The organism is Shewanella sp. DW31 (assembly GCF_015767295.1).
GTDB lineage: Bacteria > Pseudomonadota > Gammaproteobacteria > Enterobacterales > Shewanellaceae > Shewanella > Shewanella oncorhynchi.
This window is the reverse complement of the sequence record NZ_JADWMP020000019.1, coordinates 62413-78904: the sequence shown is the minus strand read 5'-3', so window position 1 is coordinate 78904 and position 16492 is coordinate 62413. Positions and strand designations below refer to the sequence as shown.

General features: G+C 47.1%; 9 protein-coding genes. 4 read left to right on the top strand and 5 right to left on the bottom strand.

Going from position 1 to position 16492, the window contains the following annotated elements; genetic code table 11:
* Positions 1-109 precede the first annotated feature (109 nt).
* The 3 genes from GWI56_RS15700 (at position 110) to GWI56_RS15690 (ending at position 4431) form a co-directional block, all read left to right on the top strand.
* Positions 110-1765: a cation:proton antiporter family protein gene (locus tag GWI56_RS15700; RefSeq protein WP_198573428.1), complete on the top strand. Its 1656-nt coding sequence runs from the start codon at positions 110-112 to the stop codon at positions 1763-1765.
* 295 nt (positions 1766-2060) lie between these two features.
* Positions 2061-3206 carry a galactokinase gene (galK, locus tag GWI56_RS15695; protein ID WP_028761840.1) on the top strand — a complete coding sequence of 382 codons (1146 nt, stop codon included), beginning with the start codon at positions 2061-2063 and terminating at the stop codon, positions 3204-3206.
* A 190-nt stretch (positions 3207-3396) separates the two neighbouring features.
* Positions 3397-4431: an aldose epimerase family protein gene (locus tag GWI56_RS15690; RefSeq protein WP_173246993.1), complete on the top strand. Its 1035-nt coding sequence runs from the start codon at positions 3397-3399 to the stop codon at positions 4429-4431.
* Between the two features lie 134 nt (positions 4432-4565).
* On the opposite strand, the gene GWI56_RS15685 is transcribed toward GWI56_RS15690, so the two are convergent.
* Positions 4566-4970 carry a hypothetical protein gene (locus tag GWI56_RS15685; protein ID WP_105251357.1) on the bottom strand — a complete coding sequence of 135 codons (405 nt, stop codon included), beginning with the start codon at positions 4968-4970 and terminating at the stop codon, positions 4566-4568.
* 490 nt (positions 4971-5460) lie between these two features.
* Positions 5461-6462, bottom strand: coding sequence for an NAD(P)H-quinone oxidoreductase (locus tag GWI56_RS15680; protein ID WP_198573427.1), 1002 nt, complete (start codon positions 6460-6462; stop codon positions 5461-5463).
* 420 nt (positions 6463-6882) lie between these two features.
* On the opposite strand from GWI56_RS15680, the gene GWI56_RS15675 reads away from it, so the two are divergent.
* Positions 6883-9990 carry a M9 family metallopeptidase gene (locus tag GWI56_RS15675; RefSeq protein WP_198573426.1) on the top strand — a complete coding sequence of 1036 codons (3108 nt, stop codon included), beginning with the start codon at positions 6883-6885 and terminating at the stop codon, positions 9988-9990.
* A 158-nt stretch (positions 9991-10148) separates the two neighbouring features.
* On the opposite strand, the gene GWI56_RS15670 is transcribed toward GWI56_RS15675, so the two are convergent.
* The 3 genes from GWI56_RS15670 to GWI56_RS15660 all read right to left on the bottom strand — a co-directional run bounded on the left by GWI56_RS15670 (position 10149) and on the right by GWI56_RS15660 (position 16451).
* Positions 10149-11966 (bottom strand): sel1 repeat family protein, encoded by a 1818-nt coding sequence (locus tag GWI56_RS15670; RefSeq protein ID WP_198573425.1) that lies wholly within the window; start codon positions 11964-11966, stop codon positions 10149-10151.
* A gap of 199 nt (positions 11967-12165) precedes the next feature.
* Positions 12166-15237 (bottom strand): efflux RND transporter permease subunit, encoded by a 3072-nt coding sequence (locus tag GWI56_RS15665; RefSeq protein WP_198573424.1) that lies wholly within the window; start codon positions 15235-15237, stop codon positions 12166-12168.
* Positions 15237-16451 (bottom strand): efflux RND transporter periplasmic adaptor subunit, encoded by a 1215-nt coding sequence (locus GWI56_RS15660; protein WP_198573423.1) that lies wholly within the window; start codon positions 16449-16451, stop codon positions 15237-15239. Before GWI56_RS15660 ends, GWI56_RS15665 begins: the two co-directional genes overlap by 1 nt.
* Positions 16452-16492: the final 41 nt, after the last annotated feature.

Genomic DNA, 16492 nt, shown 5'->3' with positions numbered 1-16492 from the left:
ACACCAATAAAAAGCGGACTTTTTTCATTAAAAGTCCGCTTTTTTATCCAAGTGTCATAGATTTCTTATACAATCACTTACAATTTTAGACTTTTTAGATTGGAGCATCATGGAACCAGGCATCCTCATTATTACACTCATCTGCGGCATGCTCGTCAGCCGTATAGGACTCCCTCCGCTCATCGGCTACTTAGTGGCAGGCTTTGTACTGTTCATCTTCGGAATAGATAAAGAAAGCCTGCCATTGCTGCAAGAACTCGCCAGCCTAGGCGTCACTTTACTGTTGTTTGCCATAGGGTTAAAACTCGATATTCGTAGCCTGTTCAAGGCCGAAGTATGGGCGGGTTCGAGTGTGCACTTAGTACTCTCGATCGTGATTTTTGTGCCGATTCTGAAACTCTTCGGCTTACTGGGCTTAAGCCAACTCACGAGTCTGAACCTAGAACAACTGACGTTAATTGCCTTCGCGTTAAGCTTCTCCAGCACCGTATTTGCGGTCAAAGTGTTAGAAGATAAAGGCGACGTGCAATCCCTCTACGGCCGGGTCGCTATTGGTATCTTGATTATGCAGGATATCTTCGCCGTACTGTTTTTAACCATTTCTAAAGGCGATGTACCTTCGGTATGGGCCTTTGCATTACTCTTACTGCCACTAGCTAAACCGCTCATCTATAAAGCGTTCGACCGTGTCGGCCACGGTGAACTCTTAGTGCTCTTCGGCCTAGTTATGGCACTCGTGGTTGGCGCTTGGTTATTTGAATCTGTTGGCTTAAAACCCGATCTCGGCGCACTGATTATCGGCATCTTGTTGGCGGGCCACAAAAAATCCTCCGAGCTGGCAAAATCCTTGTTCTATTTTAAAGAACTCTTCCTCGTTGCCTTCTTCTTAACCATAGGACTCAACGGCTTACCTACGGTATCGGATATCGTCCTCGCGGCGCTATTGGTGTTGTTAGTGCCACTTAAAATCCTGCTATTTGTTTACATTCTCACCCGCTTTAAACTGCGTTCACGTACCTCTATGTTGGGCTCGTTTAACCTAGGTAACTTCAGTGAATTCGGTTTGATCGTCGCCGCAGTAGCCACCTATAAAGGTTGGTTACCTCCTGAGTGGCTAGTGATCATCGCCGTGGCATTAAGCTTTAGTTTTTTACTCGCCGCGCCACTTAACGCCACCGTCGGTAATATCTACCAGCGATTCCAGCAGCGTTTAATCAAACTTGAAAAACGCCCGTTACACCCAGAAGACAGACCCATCGCCATTGGCAATCCACGCTTTTTAATCTTAGGCATGGGCCGTATTGGTAGCGGTGCCTATGATGAACTCAGGGAACAATTTGATGGGGAAATTCTCGGTATTGAACACAAGCAAGACTTAGTCGACTTACATAAAACAAAGGGTCGCAATGTAGTGCAAGGTGACGCCTCAGATACCGACTTTTGGGAGAAACTCGACAGAGCACCTAATCTTGAACTGGTACTGCTAGCCATGCCGCACCACGCGGGAAATATGTTTGCAGTTGAGCAACTCAAAAAACTGAATTATCAAGGCAAAATCAGTGCAATTGTGCAGTACAGTGACGATGCTGCGGCGCTTCGAGAATCGGGTGTACACAGTGTGTACAACTTGTACGAAGCCGCGGGTGCCGGTTTTGTGGATCATGTTATTTACGAGCTATTGCAAAACTCGGAGAAAAACACAGTTCCAGCGGAAGATACTGTACAAGTGCCTGATCCTAAACTTAATGCAGAGCCGCACAGTTAAGTACCTGCTAATGCTGCATTAAATTAAAATCACGCCATAACAGGTCGCACAAACGAGCAGTAACAGCCTCTGCTAGTTTGTGCGGCATCCAACTAAATGCTGACTAATCTTTACAAATCAATTAACTAGATAAAACACTCAATACACTATTTTACCTCCTCATCCCAGTATCGATTTACTCATTGCAGCCTATCGCCATTTCAGCAAAAAATCTCAGTTACATCACTGACTCAGTCGTGATATAAATCGATGACGGTAACGAAATTAGCTCAGCTTTTTTGGAATTTTTTACAGCATGTCAAACCCTGCGCAGCGCGCCACTAAGTTATTTGTCCAAACCTTTGGCACTAAAGCCGATGATTTATATCAAGCCCCAGGGCGAGTCAATCTGATCGGTGAATACACGGATTACAACGACGGTTTTGTACTCCCGGCAGCCATTAATTTTCATACAGTGATTGCGGTAAAACGCCGTGACGATACTAAGTTTCGAGCCGTCGCCGATGCGTTTCCCGGACAAATTAAAGAGTGGGTTTTCGGCCAAGAAAACGACATGGACCCGCAAGATGGCTGGGTGAATTACCTCAAAGGTTTTACTGCGGCTATGGCGCAAACAGGTTTATTAGCCAAGGGCTTAGACTTAGCCATTGTGGGCGATGTGCCACTTGCCGCGGGTCTTTCATCTTCGGGCGCACTCGTTGTCGCCTTCGGTACAGCCATTAGTGATACCAGCCAACTGCATTTATCCCCAATGGCGGTGGCGCAACTCGCACAGCGCGGCGAACACAGGTATGTTGAGTCGGCCTGTGGCATCATGGATCAAATGTGCAGCGCCATGGGTGAGCAAGACCATGCACTCCTGATTGACTGCTTAGATCTCGATAGCGAAGCCATTCCCATTCCAGAAAACCTAAGCCTTATCATCATAGATGCCCATATCGAGAAACAACGCTTAGCCGCGACCAATGAACAACGTCGCACTGAGTGTGCACAAGCGGCAGAGTACTTTGGCTTAGATGCACTGCGTCACCTCGATTTACGCCAACTAGAAAGTGCAAAGGCCGATTTAGATGAAGTGCTATACCGCCGGGCGAAACACGTAGTCACTGAGAACCAAAGAACTCAAAATGCTGCTCGCGCCTTAGAGCAAAATAACATCCAAAAATTCAGTCGTTTAATGGCTGAATCCCATGCTTCACTGCGTGATGATTTTGAAGTCACACTGCCCGAATTTGATACTTTAGTTGAAATTGTCAGCCAAGTGATCGGCGAACGTGGTGGCATCCGCATGACCGACGGCTGCGTGGTCGCCTTGGTCGACCATGAACTGACTGACGCTGTTGTTGCCGCCGTTGAACATGAATTCTTCGAAAAAACCGCCATCGATGCCACAGTGTATTTATGTTCCGCCAGCGCTGGCGCGGGGCGCATAGATAACTAGCCAGAACAGGCAATTTGCTAGAACAAGCACTTAGCCGCACTTAAACCAAAGACAACCGAATAGAGTGACTACGCCGTCGATAACATACGAATTCATCACTGAACTTTATGCTGTTGATGGCAAATAATAGGGTTAACATACTCATTTAACACAATAAGCAGTGAGCATATTCAACACAGAGGGAAGCTAAATGGTACGTTTCAGTGTTTTGGATCCTTGGACCGATCCCCGCGGCGGTGAAATCGAACGGGTTCGGATCGACAATGGCATACTCGCATTAGAAGTCATCAGCTTAGGCGGTATTATCCGCGCTCTGTGGACCCCAGATAAACATGGCGAACGTGCCAATATCGTCTTAGGTTGTGATAGCGCTGAAGATTACTTGACCCAATCGGCTCATTTAGGTGCCATTGCAGGCCGCTTTGCAAATCGCATCGCTAACGGCAAAATGCACTATCAAGGTCATGATTATCAATTAGATGTAAACCAAGCGACTAACTGTTTACACGGCGGCCGTGAGGGTTTTAATCGTAAAAACTGGCAACTAGGTCAACTCCCCGATGGTGTGCGTTTGACCTTAATGAGCCCAGATGGCGACATGGGCTTCCCCGGTAATTGCACGGTTCAGCTGGATTATCGCCTCGCAGGCAATAATTTGTACGTAGAAATCTTAGCCTCCGTCGATAAAGCCTGTCCCGTAAGCCTCACCCAGCACAGTTATTTCAACCTCGATGGTTCAGAGACCAATCACGAACATCTGATGCAAATCGATGCCAAGCGCTATCTCACCATGAATGATGTCAGTGTTCCCACTGGGATTGCCGATACAACTGGGTCGATTTTCGATTTAAGTCAACCAATACGCTTAGGTGACAAGCTGCATGCCGCTGAACTCGCAAGCACTCGCGGTTATGATCACTGTTATATGATGAATAATCCCGATGGCTCACTCGCCCGTTTTGGCTGTTTAAGCAGCCCCATTAGCGGTCGTGCTATGACGGTTTATACTAATCAACCGAGTGTGCAGCTGTACTGTGCTAATTTTTTAAATGGCACAGTAGGTCGCAATCAACAGGTATTAAATCAACATCATGCTGTGTGTTTAGAGCCGCAGATGCTGCCAGACTCACCGAACCAAGGCGAGCGCTTTGGTGATGACGTTTGGTTAATGCCAGGCAAGGTTTATCACCACATCAGTCGTTATCAGTTCGATACCGATGCGTAGCCATTCGCAATAAAAAATTGAGAAAACGAGGAAAGCGCGGTTTAGCAGAAGGGAATAAATAAAGCGATAAGGAATAAAATAAACACTACTTTATTCCTTACACTCACAGTGTTAGCCCTTAGGCCGACACTGTGTTAATCATCAAAATCATCGCCCCAATCATCGTCAAAATCCACGCCAACGGCATCAGATTCGACTTCTGGTTCAACTTCAGGCTTCGCCTTACGTACAGGCGCAGTTTCCTTCACGTTGTTCAAGTCAATGCGAGCTTGATGTTTACTCATAAATTGAGATCTTGCCGCCTTCCATGCACCACCAAACTTAGCCTCAGCAGCTTTTAACGCAGCCTCATCTAAGTCGTATAGGTTCACTTTGACTATATCTTCCACATACTCAATGATCGCATCGCGATCGGTATTGTATAGGTAGATACGTCCTGGGGAGGCATCGGGCAGCTGGTTGTCATGGACGACAATCGCGTTGCCTTTCGATGTTCTCAGCTCACCATACCAAACCTGTTTCTTTGCTGTGTTATACATATATGCTAATACCCTTAAATCAACACATACACCATGAGTTTTTTAGCCTGAATAAGCGAAGCATCGCTTGCTTTGATCCACGAATAGCGCCTGAAAGTCTCTGACGTTTTCAACTGGGTATTTTTACAGAATATTTCCGATAATCAATGCCTCATACCATGAAATTTTCACTAATTACGTATTAATTTCTGCCAAAGTACCCAAAAAGTTTAATCATTAACGACTTTAGTCTAAAAAATCGACGCGGCAAGTTTTATTCCCAAGAAAAAGCAATCATATCTATGGTGTTTGATGAGTCATCAACGTTAACAATTCGAGGTTGCTGTAAAGTTAACCATCAAGGTTATCCATGAAGATTTAATTACAGCGCTACAAACTCATATTTACCGAACAATGACTAAGCCACTATGATGTCAGAATGTCTTCTAGATTGACTCGAATGGCAGCGACTTAAAGCAAATATGTCGCTGCAAAATCCAGTATGCCTAGCTCAAATGACAGTCAGTATTACTTTGCCCCTGTGCTCACCCGACTCCATCAAAGCATGGGCTTTAGCGGCCTGTGCTAATGGAAAGGTTGCAAAAATATTGGGGACAATTTTATGGGCGTTTAACAACGGCCAAACTTTCTCAAATAATTCAGCGGCAATTGCTGCTTTGGCCTCCACGCTCTGCGGTCTTAGGGTCGACCCTGTCCACATGATACGTTTTGCCATCAGGCGGAAAATCTCGACCTCGGCTTTAGGCCCCCGTTGCATAGCTACCGACACCATACGCCCGTCCATCGCTAAGGCTTGTAAGTCGAGATTGATAAAATCACCACCCGCGATATCAAATACCACGTTTACGCCCTTATCTTGAGTGAGTGCCATCACAGGTTCAACAAAGTTTTGAGTACGATAGTTGATGACTTCAGCGGCGCCAAGGCTCAAGCAATAATCGCGCTTCTCATCCTGTCCCGTCGTCGCTATCACTTTTGAACCCAGCGCACTGGCCAACTGAATAGCCGTACTACCAATGCCACCTGAGCCACCGTGGATCAGTACCGTCTCGCCCGCTTTGAGTCCCGCACGCATAAACAGGTTGCCCCATACGGTGAAGAAGGTTTCTGGCAGCGCAGCTGCCTGCACATAACTAAAGCCCGTTGGAATAGGCAAACAATGGGCAGCATAGGTGAGCACATACTCGCCATAACCGCCGCCCGGCACTAAGGCACATACCTTATCGCCAACTTGCCATTGGCTCACGCCGTCACCGAGGGCACAAATATCCCCAGCAACCTCAAGACCAATAATCGGTGATGCACCCGGTGGCGGGGGATACGCGCCCACCCTTTGTTTAACATCGGGGCCATTCACTCCTGCTGCATGTACGCGGATCAACACTTGCCCCGCCGCAGGGACAGGCAAAGGTGAGCGCGATAGCCGCATCACCTCGGGCGCACCAGGTTGCTCAACATGAATATGGGTGTACTCGCTTGGTAAAGCTGACATAAAAGCTCCTGTGAGAATGGCACCAACCTAATAGCAGATTGCTATGCTTAAACGGTTCGTTTGCTAAACCTTAATGCGGCTAAGCTAGCGCAATTTCAAGCCAAATAGCCACAGTTATTCCATTCTATATTCCATCACACTCAATCAAGCGGCTGAAGTTAACCATTTGAACTGAAAGCTGAACCTAAGCTGAACCTAAGCTGAACAGAAAAGATGTATCAAAAAAATATTATGACAAATACTAGATATATTAAAAACTTACAGCCATTATTCTGAGGCATTATTTGCTGGCTGCGATGTTTGTCGCGCTATTGTTATCACGCAAATAATCCAATGAGGTTTGATGCAAGTCTGTGTTAAATGCATCAAATAACGCCCAAGGAAGATCTGCTTTGCAGACTAGATAACTACGGATACACAATGAAAAACACACTACTCTTCGCAGCAATTAGCTTAGCGATTGCAACTCCCGTTCTTGCCCATAACACCCATGCAAGCCCCCCATTAGGCAACAACAGTTCACCAGCTCAACCCGTCCCGCCACCGCCCTCTGCACCGATTAGCTTAATTGAATCACATAGACCACTGCTACGGGAGACGCCATTGATGGCATCCCCTAATGATCCGACGATGACAGAGCAGCCTAAGATTCATTCACGCCAGAAACGTCAGATAGAGGTCTCGGAGCAACCCCCACTTAAGTTGCAGAATCGTAGCGCCGCGATGCAAGTCAGCGACTGCAGTGACTTTGTTGGGAAATCAGGTCAGGCACTAGTCAATGAACTGAGCCAATCTACGCCCGAATGTGTCGGTAAACTCTATAGCCTCAAAGGCAGTAGCGCGACCGCACTATTTAGCGAGGCCAATGTGATCAGTGTTGCCAATGCCATTGCCACTAAAGCCAAGGACTACACAGGGGTCGATATTCAGCATCTTGAGTCCCATATTTACTTTATTCGTGCCGCCCTTTATGTGCAGTTTTACAGCCCAAATGATGTGCCCGCTTACAGCAATGCTGCTAAGGTCAGCTTAAAATCTGCCCTTAATGCTTTATTTGCGAACGCTGCGATTTGGACAGTCTCCGATGCTAATGCTGGCGTGTTGAAAGAAGCCTTAATCCTGATTGACTCAGCCGAGCTCGGCGCCGAGTTTAATCATGTCACTATTAAAGTGCTTACGGACTATGATGCTAATTGGCAAGCCAGTTTCGCCATGAACGCCGCAGCCAATTCAGTGTTTACCACCTTATTCCGAGCCCAATGGAATGATGACATGCAGGCGCTGTTCGCGCGTGACCAAGGTATTTTAGATGCGCTAAATAACTTCCAACTCGAACATCGCGACTTGTTAGACACCAATGCAGAGTACCTTTTGGTCAACTCAGTTAAAGAGTTATCTAGGCTGTATTACATTGATGCCATGCGCCCGCGAGTGACCCAGCTGGTCAAAAACATCCTCAGCAGCACCAGTAAAACCGAACCGAGCAAAGTGCTTTGGTACGCGGCGGCTGAAATGGCCGACTATTACGATCGCAGCCATTGTAATGATTACAATATCTGTGGTTTTAAGGCGCAGTTAGAAGCCGATGCTTTACCTTTTAATTGGAAATGCTCCGACAGCCTCAAGATCCGCGCCCAAGATCTCTATCAAGATCAAGCCAAATGGGCCTGTGATGTGCTGACCAGCCAAGAAAGTTATTTCCACAGTAAACTCGAAACGGGCATGCAACCCGTGGGGCAGGATAACAACGATGACTTAGAGCTAGTGATCTTCGGCAGTTCGTCTGAGTATAAATCTTTAGCCAACAGTATCTTTGGTATCAGTACCGACAATGGCGGCATGTATTTAGAAGGTTCGCCCGCTGGACTCAAAAATCAGGCACGTTTTATCGCCTATGAAGCCGAATGGCGCACGCCAGATTTCCACGTCTGGAACCTGCAACACGAATACGTACACTACCTCGATGGACGCTATAACCTGTTTGGTGACTTTAGTCGTGGCACTTCGGCTAATACCATTTGGTGGATTGAAGGCCTCGCGGAATACATCTCTTACCGTGACGCAAACCCTGCGGCAATTGCCATGGGCGAAACAGGTGAGTATATGTTGTCGACCATATTCAAAAACAACTATGAATCTGGCCAAGACCGCATCTATCGCTGGGGCTATCTAGCGGTGCGTTTCATGTTTGAACACCACAGGGACGATGTGAGACAGATTCTAGCCTACCTACGCAACGATCAATATGCAGAATATCAAGCCTTTATGGATAATATCGGCACACGTTACGATAACGAATGGCAGGGTTGGCTCGCCAGTGGTTTAAGCACGGCTGACGATGGCATAGTCAATAAGGGCCCGAGTGATGTCGACGCTGAGCCCAGTGGCCGCGAAGGCAACTGGACAGGACCCGCGGGCACTATCAGTAAGGATTACTCACCTTGCCAAGTGACTAATGAAGCCTACCGTTACACTGAATCGGCCAGCCTTAAAATCGATGTGCCGATGGAATGTATTGATTCAAAACTCGGCCGCGCCAGTTTCAGCTTTACCAATACCGATCGCACAGCCCAAGAGCTTTGGATCAAAATTGGCGGCGGTTGGGGGGATGCCGACATTTATTTCGATTCTAGAGGCTGGGCAAGCCCTGAGCAAAACCAAGGGGCTGGTATCGGTAATGGTAATTATCAAGTGATTAAGGTGCAGTTAAACCCTAACGAGTATTGGCACTACATTACCTTATCGGGGGACTTTGGCGGTGTCGATATGCAAGTCAGCACCACTGAGCTATTTGCTGATATCGACCCCGATCTGGGTGATGGCGGCGTGGATCCTGAGCCACCAGCCAATTGCGGCGCAGTGACCTTAGATTACGGTAAGCTCACCCTAGGCAAAAATGAGTGCATCAGTGGCGGGCGTAACAGCTTCTACTTCTGGGTTGAGGAAGATAATACCCAGTTCACTGTCACCACTAAGGGCGGCGCTGGGGATGCCAATATTTACTTCAATGCCAGTCAGTGGGCCGACGCAGATAATGCCGATGCAAAGAGTGCTAAAGCAGGAAATCAAGAATCGCTTAGCTTCAGCGCCAATCGTGGCTGGCGTTATATCACGATTGATACTGCCACTGAGTTTAGCGGCGTAACACTGACCTTAAGCACAGGCACGAGTAACACACCCGATCCGGTGCTCATTGCCAACGCCTGCGCGACGCAATCACCTTTAAGTTATGGTGAGCTCAGTGCTGGCAAAGCCATTTGCACCGCCGATGGGCGCAACGATTATTACCTTTGGGTACCAGAGGGAACGAATCAGCTAAGCATCAACTCCGCCCACGGCAGTGGTGATGTTAGCCTGTTTTCGGGGACGACTTGGGCGAATGCTCAACACTTCGATGCAGCCTCTGTGACACCCGCCAACACGCGGGAAAGCATCACAGTCAATGCGCCAAACGTGGGGTGGTATTACATCACAGTGCAAAGTGAACCCCAGAGTTCAGGAGTCGCACTGCTGGTTGATTTACGCTAGTTTGATGACTCGCATTACTTAAATAAGCAGTTTTAGCCATTACGCATAAATCAAGCATTTGAATAAATAACAAAATCCCTGCTTCGGCAGGGATTTTTATTGAAGATAAGCTGAATAAGCGACACTGACGTCATAGAGTCTTTAGCGACAATACGTTATTAGCGCATCCCTTCGAGCACTTGCACTCTCTCCTTGGCCCTTACTGCATAGTCGTTTGAAAACCGCTCTGCCATTTCAATGCTCTGCTGATAAAGCGTTAACGCTGCTTTAGCATCGGCCGGTCCACCCTCGCCTTTATCTAATAAGGTTGCGAACTGAAAGTAAGCATTGCCTAGAATATCCGCCTGCAAACCTTGTTTAGCACCCAAGGTTGTCACTTTTTCTAACCAGTATCGCGCGTTAACCGTATCTCGATAGGGTTCCAATAACAGGATATTGGCAAGTTCAGCGGCGGCGTAAAGATCTCGCTCGGCGGCAATGTTCCAAAACTCTTCGCTCTGCTCAAAATCCTCTTTAAAGTAATAATAGGTTTCGGCAGCATCTCGCGCTAAATCAGGTTGAGCTTTAACGCTTTGGCGATAATTTTCCAATGCCGTTGTAGCATTAAAATAGGGCGAGCAAGATAACACTTGATAAAACGCCATCAGACTTCTTGCCTCAGGCAACCCTTGCTCAACTAGCTGATTTAACTGCTGCCATGCTTGCATTTCACGGACCTTATCCGCACCTGTATTAACCAAGCCACGCTCGATAACCGATAAAGGTAAACGGATTAACTCAAGCTTTGCCGCGTTATCACCAAAGCTTGCGGCGCGTTCCAGCCAATAGATCTTTTCATCGGCACGCCCCGCGTAACCCGCTTGATCTCGCATCCAATGCAGCGCCTCAATATCGCCAGCTTCAGCGGCTTCACGGTAATATTTCTGTGCCTTAATTTTATCCTTGGGTAAGGCGTGCCCAAGCTCATAGATACGTGCCAAGAAGCGCTTATCTTCGGCCTTGGCACTCTGAGCTAACGTCTTGATTTGAGATTCAGGTTTACCATAGGCATACAATTTCACATCACCGTTAGCATAAGTATATTGAGTACCATCGGGATAATTCACCTCAACCGTATCAGGCTGATACCAAACATTGACCTCATACTGTTCGGCAATCTGTGGATTAAAATTCACCCGCATCACAGCCTCATCACCGCGACGAACCGCTTGAGTATAAGGACTAGCCCATAGGCTAGAAATTTGCTGCAAACTACTTTTCAGCCTAGCCTCGAAGGGTTTGTCTTCCTTAGGAGAATGAATAAATACTGGATAGTAAACTGGCGCTAAAGATAAAGGCGTAGTCGCAAGCAACGAATTATCCGCCTCGCTACCCGCATGAATAGGATCGATATTAAGTTCATGACTTAAATAAAAATCATCGTGGGGTGACACTTGAGTCGGCAACGTCGTTTGGCTAGCAACTTGTGCCGCATCCACAACAGAAGTGCGCTGCAACTTAGCAAGGTATTGTTGTTTAAGTGCTTTAGCCCTTTGCCACAACGGATGGTTCGGCAGTATTGTCACATCGAGCATTAAATCCTCAAGCCGCCACTGACAATCGCCGCCACCGTTCAAAGCTAAGGGCAGCGAAAACTCACTCGCTTTGCTACCACTGCTAATCACTTGCCGCAGCACTGAGGTTTCTTCGAATGTCGCGCGGTAAGGATTAGCAATATCACCACTGGGAAAACGGATTTCCTTTCGAGTACAAACAGATGAGACGTAATAACCGACAAGTTCTAATTGCGTATTAGCAGGTAAGACACCGACGAACTCAAAACGCGGACTGTCTACAGGTGCAGTCACTTGATCGACGGGCAACTCACTACGAAATAAAGAATCCCAAAAAGAGGCCATGACGGGAGAGGCAAACATCAATCCAGCCGAGCAAGCCAAATATAAAAAAGCTCTATGAAAGCAATGTAACAAACTCATAATGCCAGCTCTCCGTCGCTGATGAGGCAAATCCACTCGCACTTAAACACTCGCTTAAATACAACAAAGATCATTAAGTTATCGACAAAAAATTAAGCCAACGCGTTTAGCCGTTGGCTTAAATCATAACGTATTTAAAGGCAAGTTGAACCCATGCCTCTCAGTCTAAGCTCGATAAACCCAGCGCATAAAACTCAACTTAAGCACTTCGCAGTCTAGCAAGCACATCCTTGGCCTTCAATTCAGCCATAGCGACATAGGCCACAGGCACTACAAATAACGAGAAGAAAGTGCCCGCTAACAGACCTCCGACTAAGACTAAACCTATGTTAGCTAACCCTAACGAGCCCGGTCCCGATGCCAAGGCTAAAGGAATCGCACTTAAAATCATGGTTAAAGACGTCATTAGAATCGGTCTTAAACGAGATTTGGCACTGCTTCGCGCCGCCTCAATCGCACTCAAACCTTGGTCTTGTTGCTTATTGGCAAACTCCACCAGCAAGATACCGTGCTTAGTCACTAGCCCCACTAAGGTTAATAAACCAATCTGCGAATAGATATTCACACTCTGGCCAAACAAGGCTAAGGTCAATAACGCACCGACAATACACAAGGGCACTGTCAGTAAGATAATTAAGGGATCGACAAAACTTTCGAACTGCGCAGCCAAAATCAAATAGATAAACACCAATGCCAGCAAGAATAGCGACTGAGTGCCCGCCTGCGAATCCATAAGATCCTTTACCACGCCATTGTATTTAAAGCCTTGGGCATCATTAAGCAATGTCGGTAATTGTTCATCTAAGTAGGTTTTGATTTCATCAGTTGAATAGCCGGGCATAATATCTGCCGTCAATTCAGCGCTATCAAGACCCATAAACGTCTTAATGTTAGATTCCGCCGTGGTCTGTTTAATCGACACAAATTGCGACAATGGCAGTGCTTGCCCAGATTCTGAAGTGACATACAGCTTATTCAACACTTTAAAATCACTCAGTTTGTCTAAGTTTACTTGCACTTGAATAGGATAAGTAAAACCATCGGTAGCATGTAAGTCCGCCGCCTTCACTGAGCCAAGGAAGGTAGAAAGCGCATTAGTGACATCACCATAACTCACACCTGAGAGGATAATGGCGTTGCGATCGATAGACAGATCGTAGCGTAGTTGATCCCTAAGCACTGAGTTACCCACGTTATTCAGGCCAGGATAATCCTCGAGTAACTTTTGCACTTTGGCGGCGGTTTCGCTGAGTTCGTCCTTATTCCGATCTAAGGTCGTCAGCTCTAAACGCAAATTATTGGCAATATTGAGATTATTCGCTGAGCGAATGCTAAACGACATGTTATAGGCAGAAACGTTTTCCTTTGATGTTGTAATCAAATCGCTGATCACATCATCTATACCCTCACTGCGCTCACCCCAAGGTTTGAGTAGCACATGGTTCACTGGCTCTCCCTCGATATAGGACAAGTTAGCCCCTACCGCAGGATGCTCGTCCATCACACCATTAAGCTCAGCATTGTGATTGAGATGATACTGCCGACCGACACCGGTAGGGCCATTAGACGCCACATCGATAAAGCCAGAGTCCTCCGCAGGCAAGAGTATTTTGGGTAATTGCCAGTAAGCAATACCCGCAAGACCCACCAAAACCACAGCCGCGCCAAACATCAAACGCTTGCGGACAAACCACTTATTCAGCTCATTGATATACAAATGATTTAACTGCTGCAGCGCATTCTCGACTCGACTAAACCATTTAGGGTGTTGCTCAGTAGTATTGATAAGATAGGCACTCATCATAGGCGACAAAGTCAACGCCACCACGCCAGAGATCATCACGGCCGCTGCTAAGGTAAAGGAGAATTGCCGAAACAGATCGGCGGTTAAGCCCGACATTAATCCGATCGGCAGATACACGGCGGCGAGCGTTAACGTCATCGCAATGATAGGGAAAATGATCTCCTGACAGCCTTTAATCGCCGCATTGAAAGGCGTTTCACCGTTTTCAATATGGCGATAGCAGTTCTCGACCACCACAATGGCATCGTCCACCACCAGGCCAATGGCCAAAATAATCGCCAGAATAGTCAACACATTGATACTAAATCCGAGCGCCGACATCACAGCAAACACCCCAATCACGCACACGGGAATGGTAATAATGGGGATCGATGCCGCCCGCAGGCTACCCAAAAATAACACCACAATCAGCGAAACTAAGATCACTGCTTCAATCAACGCAGAAAACCCTTCGTCGATGGAGGCTTCAATAAAATCAGCTTGGTTGTAGGCCAAGTTCATTTCTAAGCCTTGGGGTAAATGTTTTTGCATGCGTGCAATTTCGGCTTTAATGTTCGAAGCCACTGTCACTGGGTTAGCGTTGCTCAGCGGTAAAATCTGCAATGACATTGCACTATGTCCACCGATAGACAACATACTCGGCGACAGACTTTCCTCGCCCATCACCACATCGGCAACATCGGACACGCGGATGATCTTACCCTCGCTGACCTTAATCACCAGATCCTTCACGTCTTCAAGCGTTTCAACTTGATTCAAAGGGTTAATCGAGAAATCCCGCGACTTACCTTTGATCGCACCCGAGGTAAAACTGGCATTGTAAGAGCCTAACGTGCCCACCACATCGGCAGCTTTAATATTCAACGCCTTCATTTGTTCAGGATTGAGCCAGACTCTGACCGCCTTTTGTGAGCCGCCATAGGGCCCCCAAACAGCACCAACGCCTTGAACTTGTTTGAGTTGCGGTACTAACTGCTGGCTAATGTAGTCGTACATAGCCTGCTTTTCCATGCCACCCGCGTTCACAAAGGTGATGATATTACTGGCCGAATCTGTGGCCGAGGTATCGTCAGTGACTGTGGGCTTATCTATCATGCTCTGGGGGAAATCGTTAATCCCTTCGACGCCGCTACGCAACTTGTTCATTAAGTTGGTGTATTCAATATCGCTGGTGTCATCATTGAATTTAATCGTTAATGAGCAACGCCCCTCGCTACAGTCGGTCGACATAGTATCGACTTTATCTATGCCCGAAGCCGCTGCAATCAATTTATCGGCCACGTTGCTCGACATAAAATCGGCGCTCGCCCCTGCAATCGACGCATTCACAGATGCCGAGTGGGTGGTATGCTCAGGGAAGTATTGGATATCGAGTTTTTGAAAGGCAATCAAGCCCAGTAACACAGCCATAATACTGAGTACGGAGGCGAAGATAGGATGACGAATACAGACTTCGGGTAAACGCATTATTCAGCCACCTCAATATTTGGAGTAGCGCCTGAATCAGCACCTTTGTCAGCGCTTGATGTTGCCGCTTTATCTGCAGTGTTTCTATCCTGCACGACTTTGATCTTGCTATCGGACTTGAGGTTTTGCATACCCGTTTTAACGACTAAATCGCCTTCGGCTAAACCTTCAGTCACGACGGCATAACCGTCATTCGTATTTTGAGCGAGTTTAACCACTTGCTTTATTACGCTATCGCCCTGCACTAGCCAGACAAAACGTTCATCGTTATTGGCAATAATCGAATTTTGCGGCACTAACAGACGTTTAATCCCTAGACTATAGAACTGCTTGATGTTGGCGAACATGCCAGGAGCAAGCTTAAACTCAGGGTTTTCAAGGGCAGCATGCACTTCAACCCGTCCTGAGCTTTCATCTACCGCAGGGGCAACATAGTTAACTAACCCTTTGAATACCTTATTACCATAGGCCTCAACAGTCACATTCACCTTTTGGCCCTTTTGCGCCTTGCCTAAATCCTTCTGACTAATGGCGTAACGCACTTCGACCGGATTTAAACTATAGAGGGTGACTAAGGCCGTACCAGCACCAATTTGACTGCCGATAGACTGACTAAAGCTGGTCAACTGACCATCGAAGGGAGCCTTGATCAGGTAATCGTTCATGGTGGCTTGTTTCTGGCGAAAATCCGCATCGGCCAGATTCACATTTTCCCGTAGCTCATCCACATCTTGCTTAGCAAGCGCAAAGGGTTCTTTAATCAGTAAGTCTTCGATACGCTCCAGCTTAGTTTTAGCCAGTGCTAAGGTGCTCTTGGCTTTGTCTAAATCGGCCTTGGCTTTAATGTTGTCCTGCTCGGCAATCACTTGACCTTTAGTCACTTTGTCGCCGTTACTAAAATGAATCGCGCTAATTTTTTCGCTAGCATTAAAGTTCAGCGTGGCTGAATCGATAGCGTTGATTTTACCGACTTCATTCACTACATCGGCAAAGGACGTTTCTTTAACGGCCTCGACCGTCACAGGGATGATGTCGACCTTGTCCGCCGACATCACGGCCATAGGGGCTAAAGCGAAAACACTCGCCAGTAGAAACGGCAAAGGCGCGAATAAGGGCGCCTTTGGGAGATGATGGGGATGGCTTTTTAATGAAATATCGCATGCACTGCGTGCTCGTTCAGTTACTCTTTGTGTAAACAGCGTTCGTGTAAACATAGTATGCAAACCTATCGTTCTTACTATTCAACGGACATCCT

Bases quoted from the DNA above. Each gene is read 5' to 3' on its own strand.
- GWI56_RS15685 (WP_105251357.1), bottom strand. From the start codon at position 4,970: ATGTATAACACAGCAAAGAAACAGGTTTGGTATGGTGAGCTGAGAACA.
- GWI56_RS15700 (WP_198573428.1), top strand. From the start codon at position 110: ATGGAACCAGGCATCCTCATTATTACACTCATCTGCGGCATGCTCGTC.
- GWI56_RS15660 (WP_198573423.1), bottom strand. From the start codon at position 16,451: ATGTTTACACGAACGCTGTTTACACAAAGAGTAACTGAACGAGCACGC.
- GWI56_RS15675 (WP_198573426.1), top strand. From the start codon at position 6,883: ATGAAAAACACACTACTCTTCGCAGCAATTAGCTTAGCGATTGCAACT.
- GWI56_RS15690 (WP_173246993.1), top strand. From the start codon at position 3,397: ATGGTACGTTTCAGTGTTTTGGATCCTTGGACCGATCCCCGCGGCGGT.
- GWI56_RS15670 (WP_198573425.1), bottom strand. From the start codon at position 11,966: ATGAGTTTGTTACATTGCTTTCATAGAGCTTTTTTATATTTGGCTTGC.
- galK (WP_028761840.1), top strand. From the start codon at position 2,061: ATGTCAAACCCTGCGCAGCGCGCCACTAAGTTATTTGTCCAAACCTTT.
- GWI56_RS15665 (WP_198573424.1), bottom strand. From the start codon at position 15,237: ATGCGTTTACCCGAAGTCTGTATTCGTCATCCTATCTTCGCCTCCGTA.
- GWI56_RS15680 (WP_198573427.1), bottom strand. From the start codon at position 6,462: ATGTCAGCTTTACCAAGCGAGTACACCCATATTCATGTTGAGCAACCT.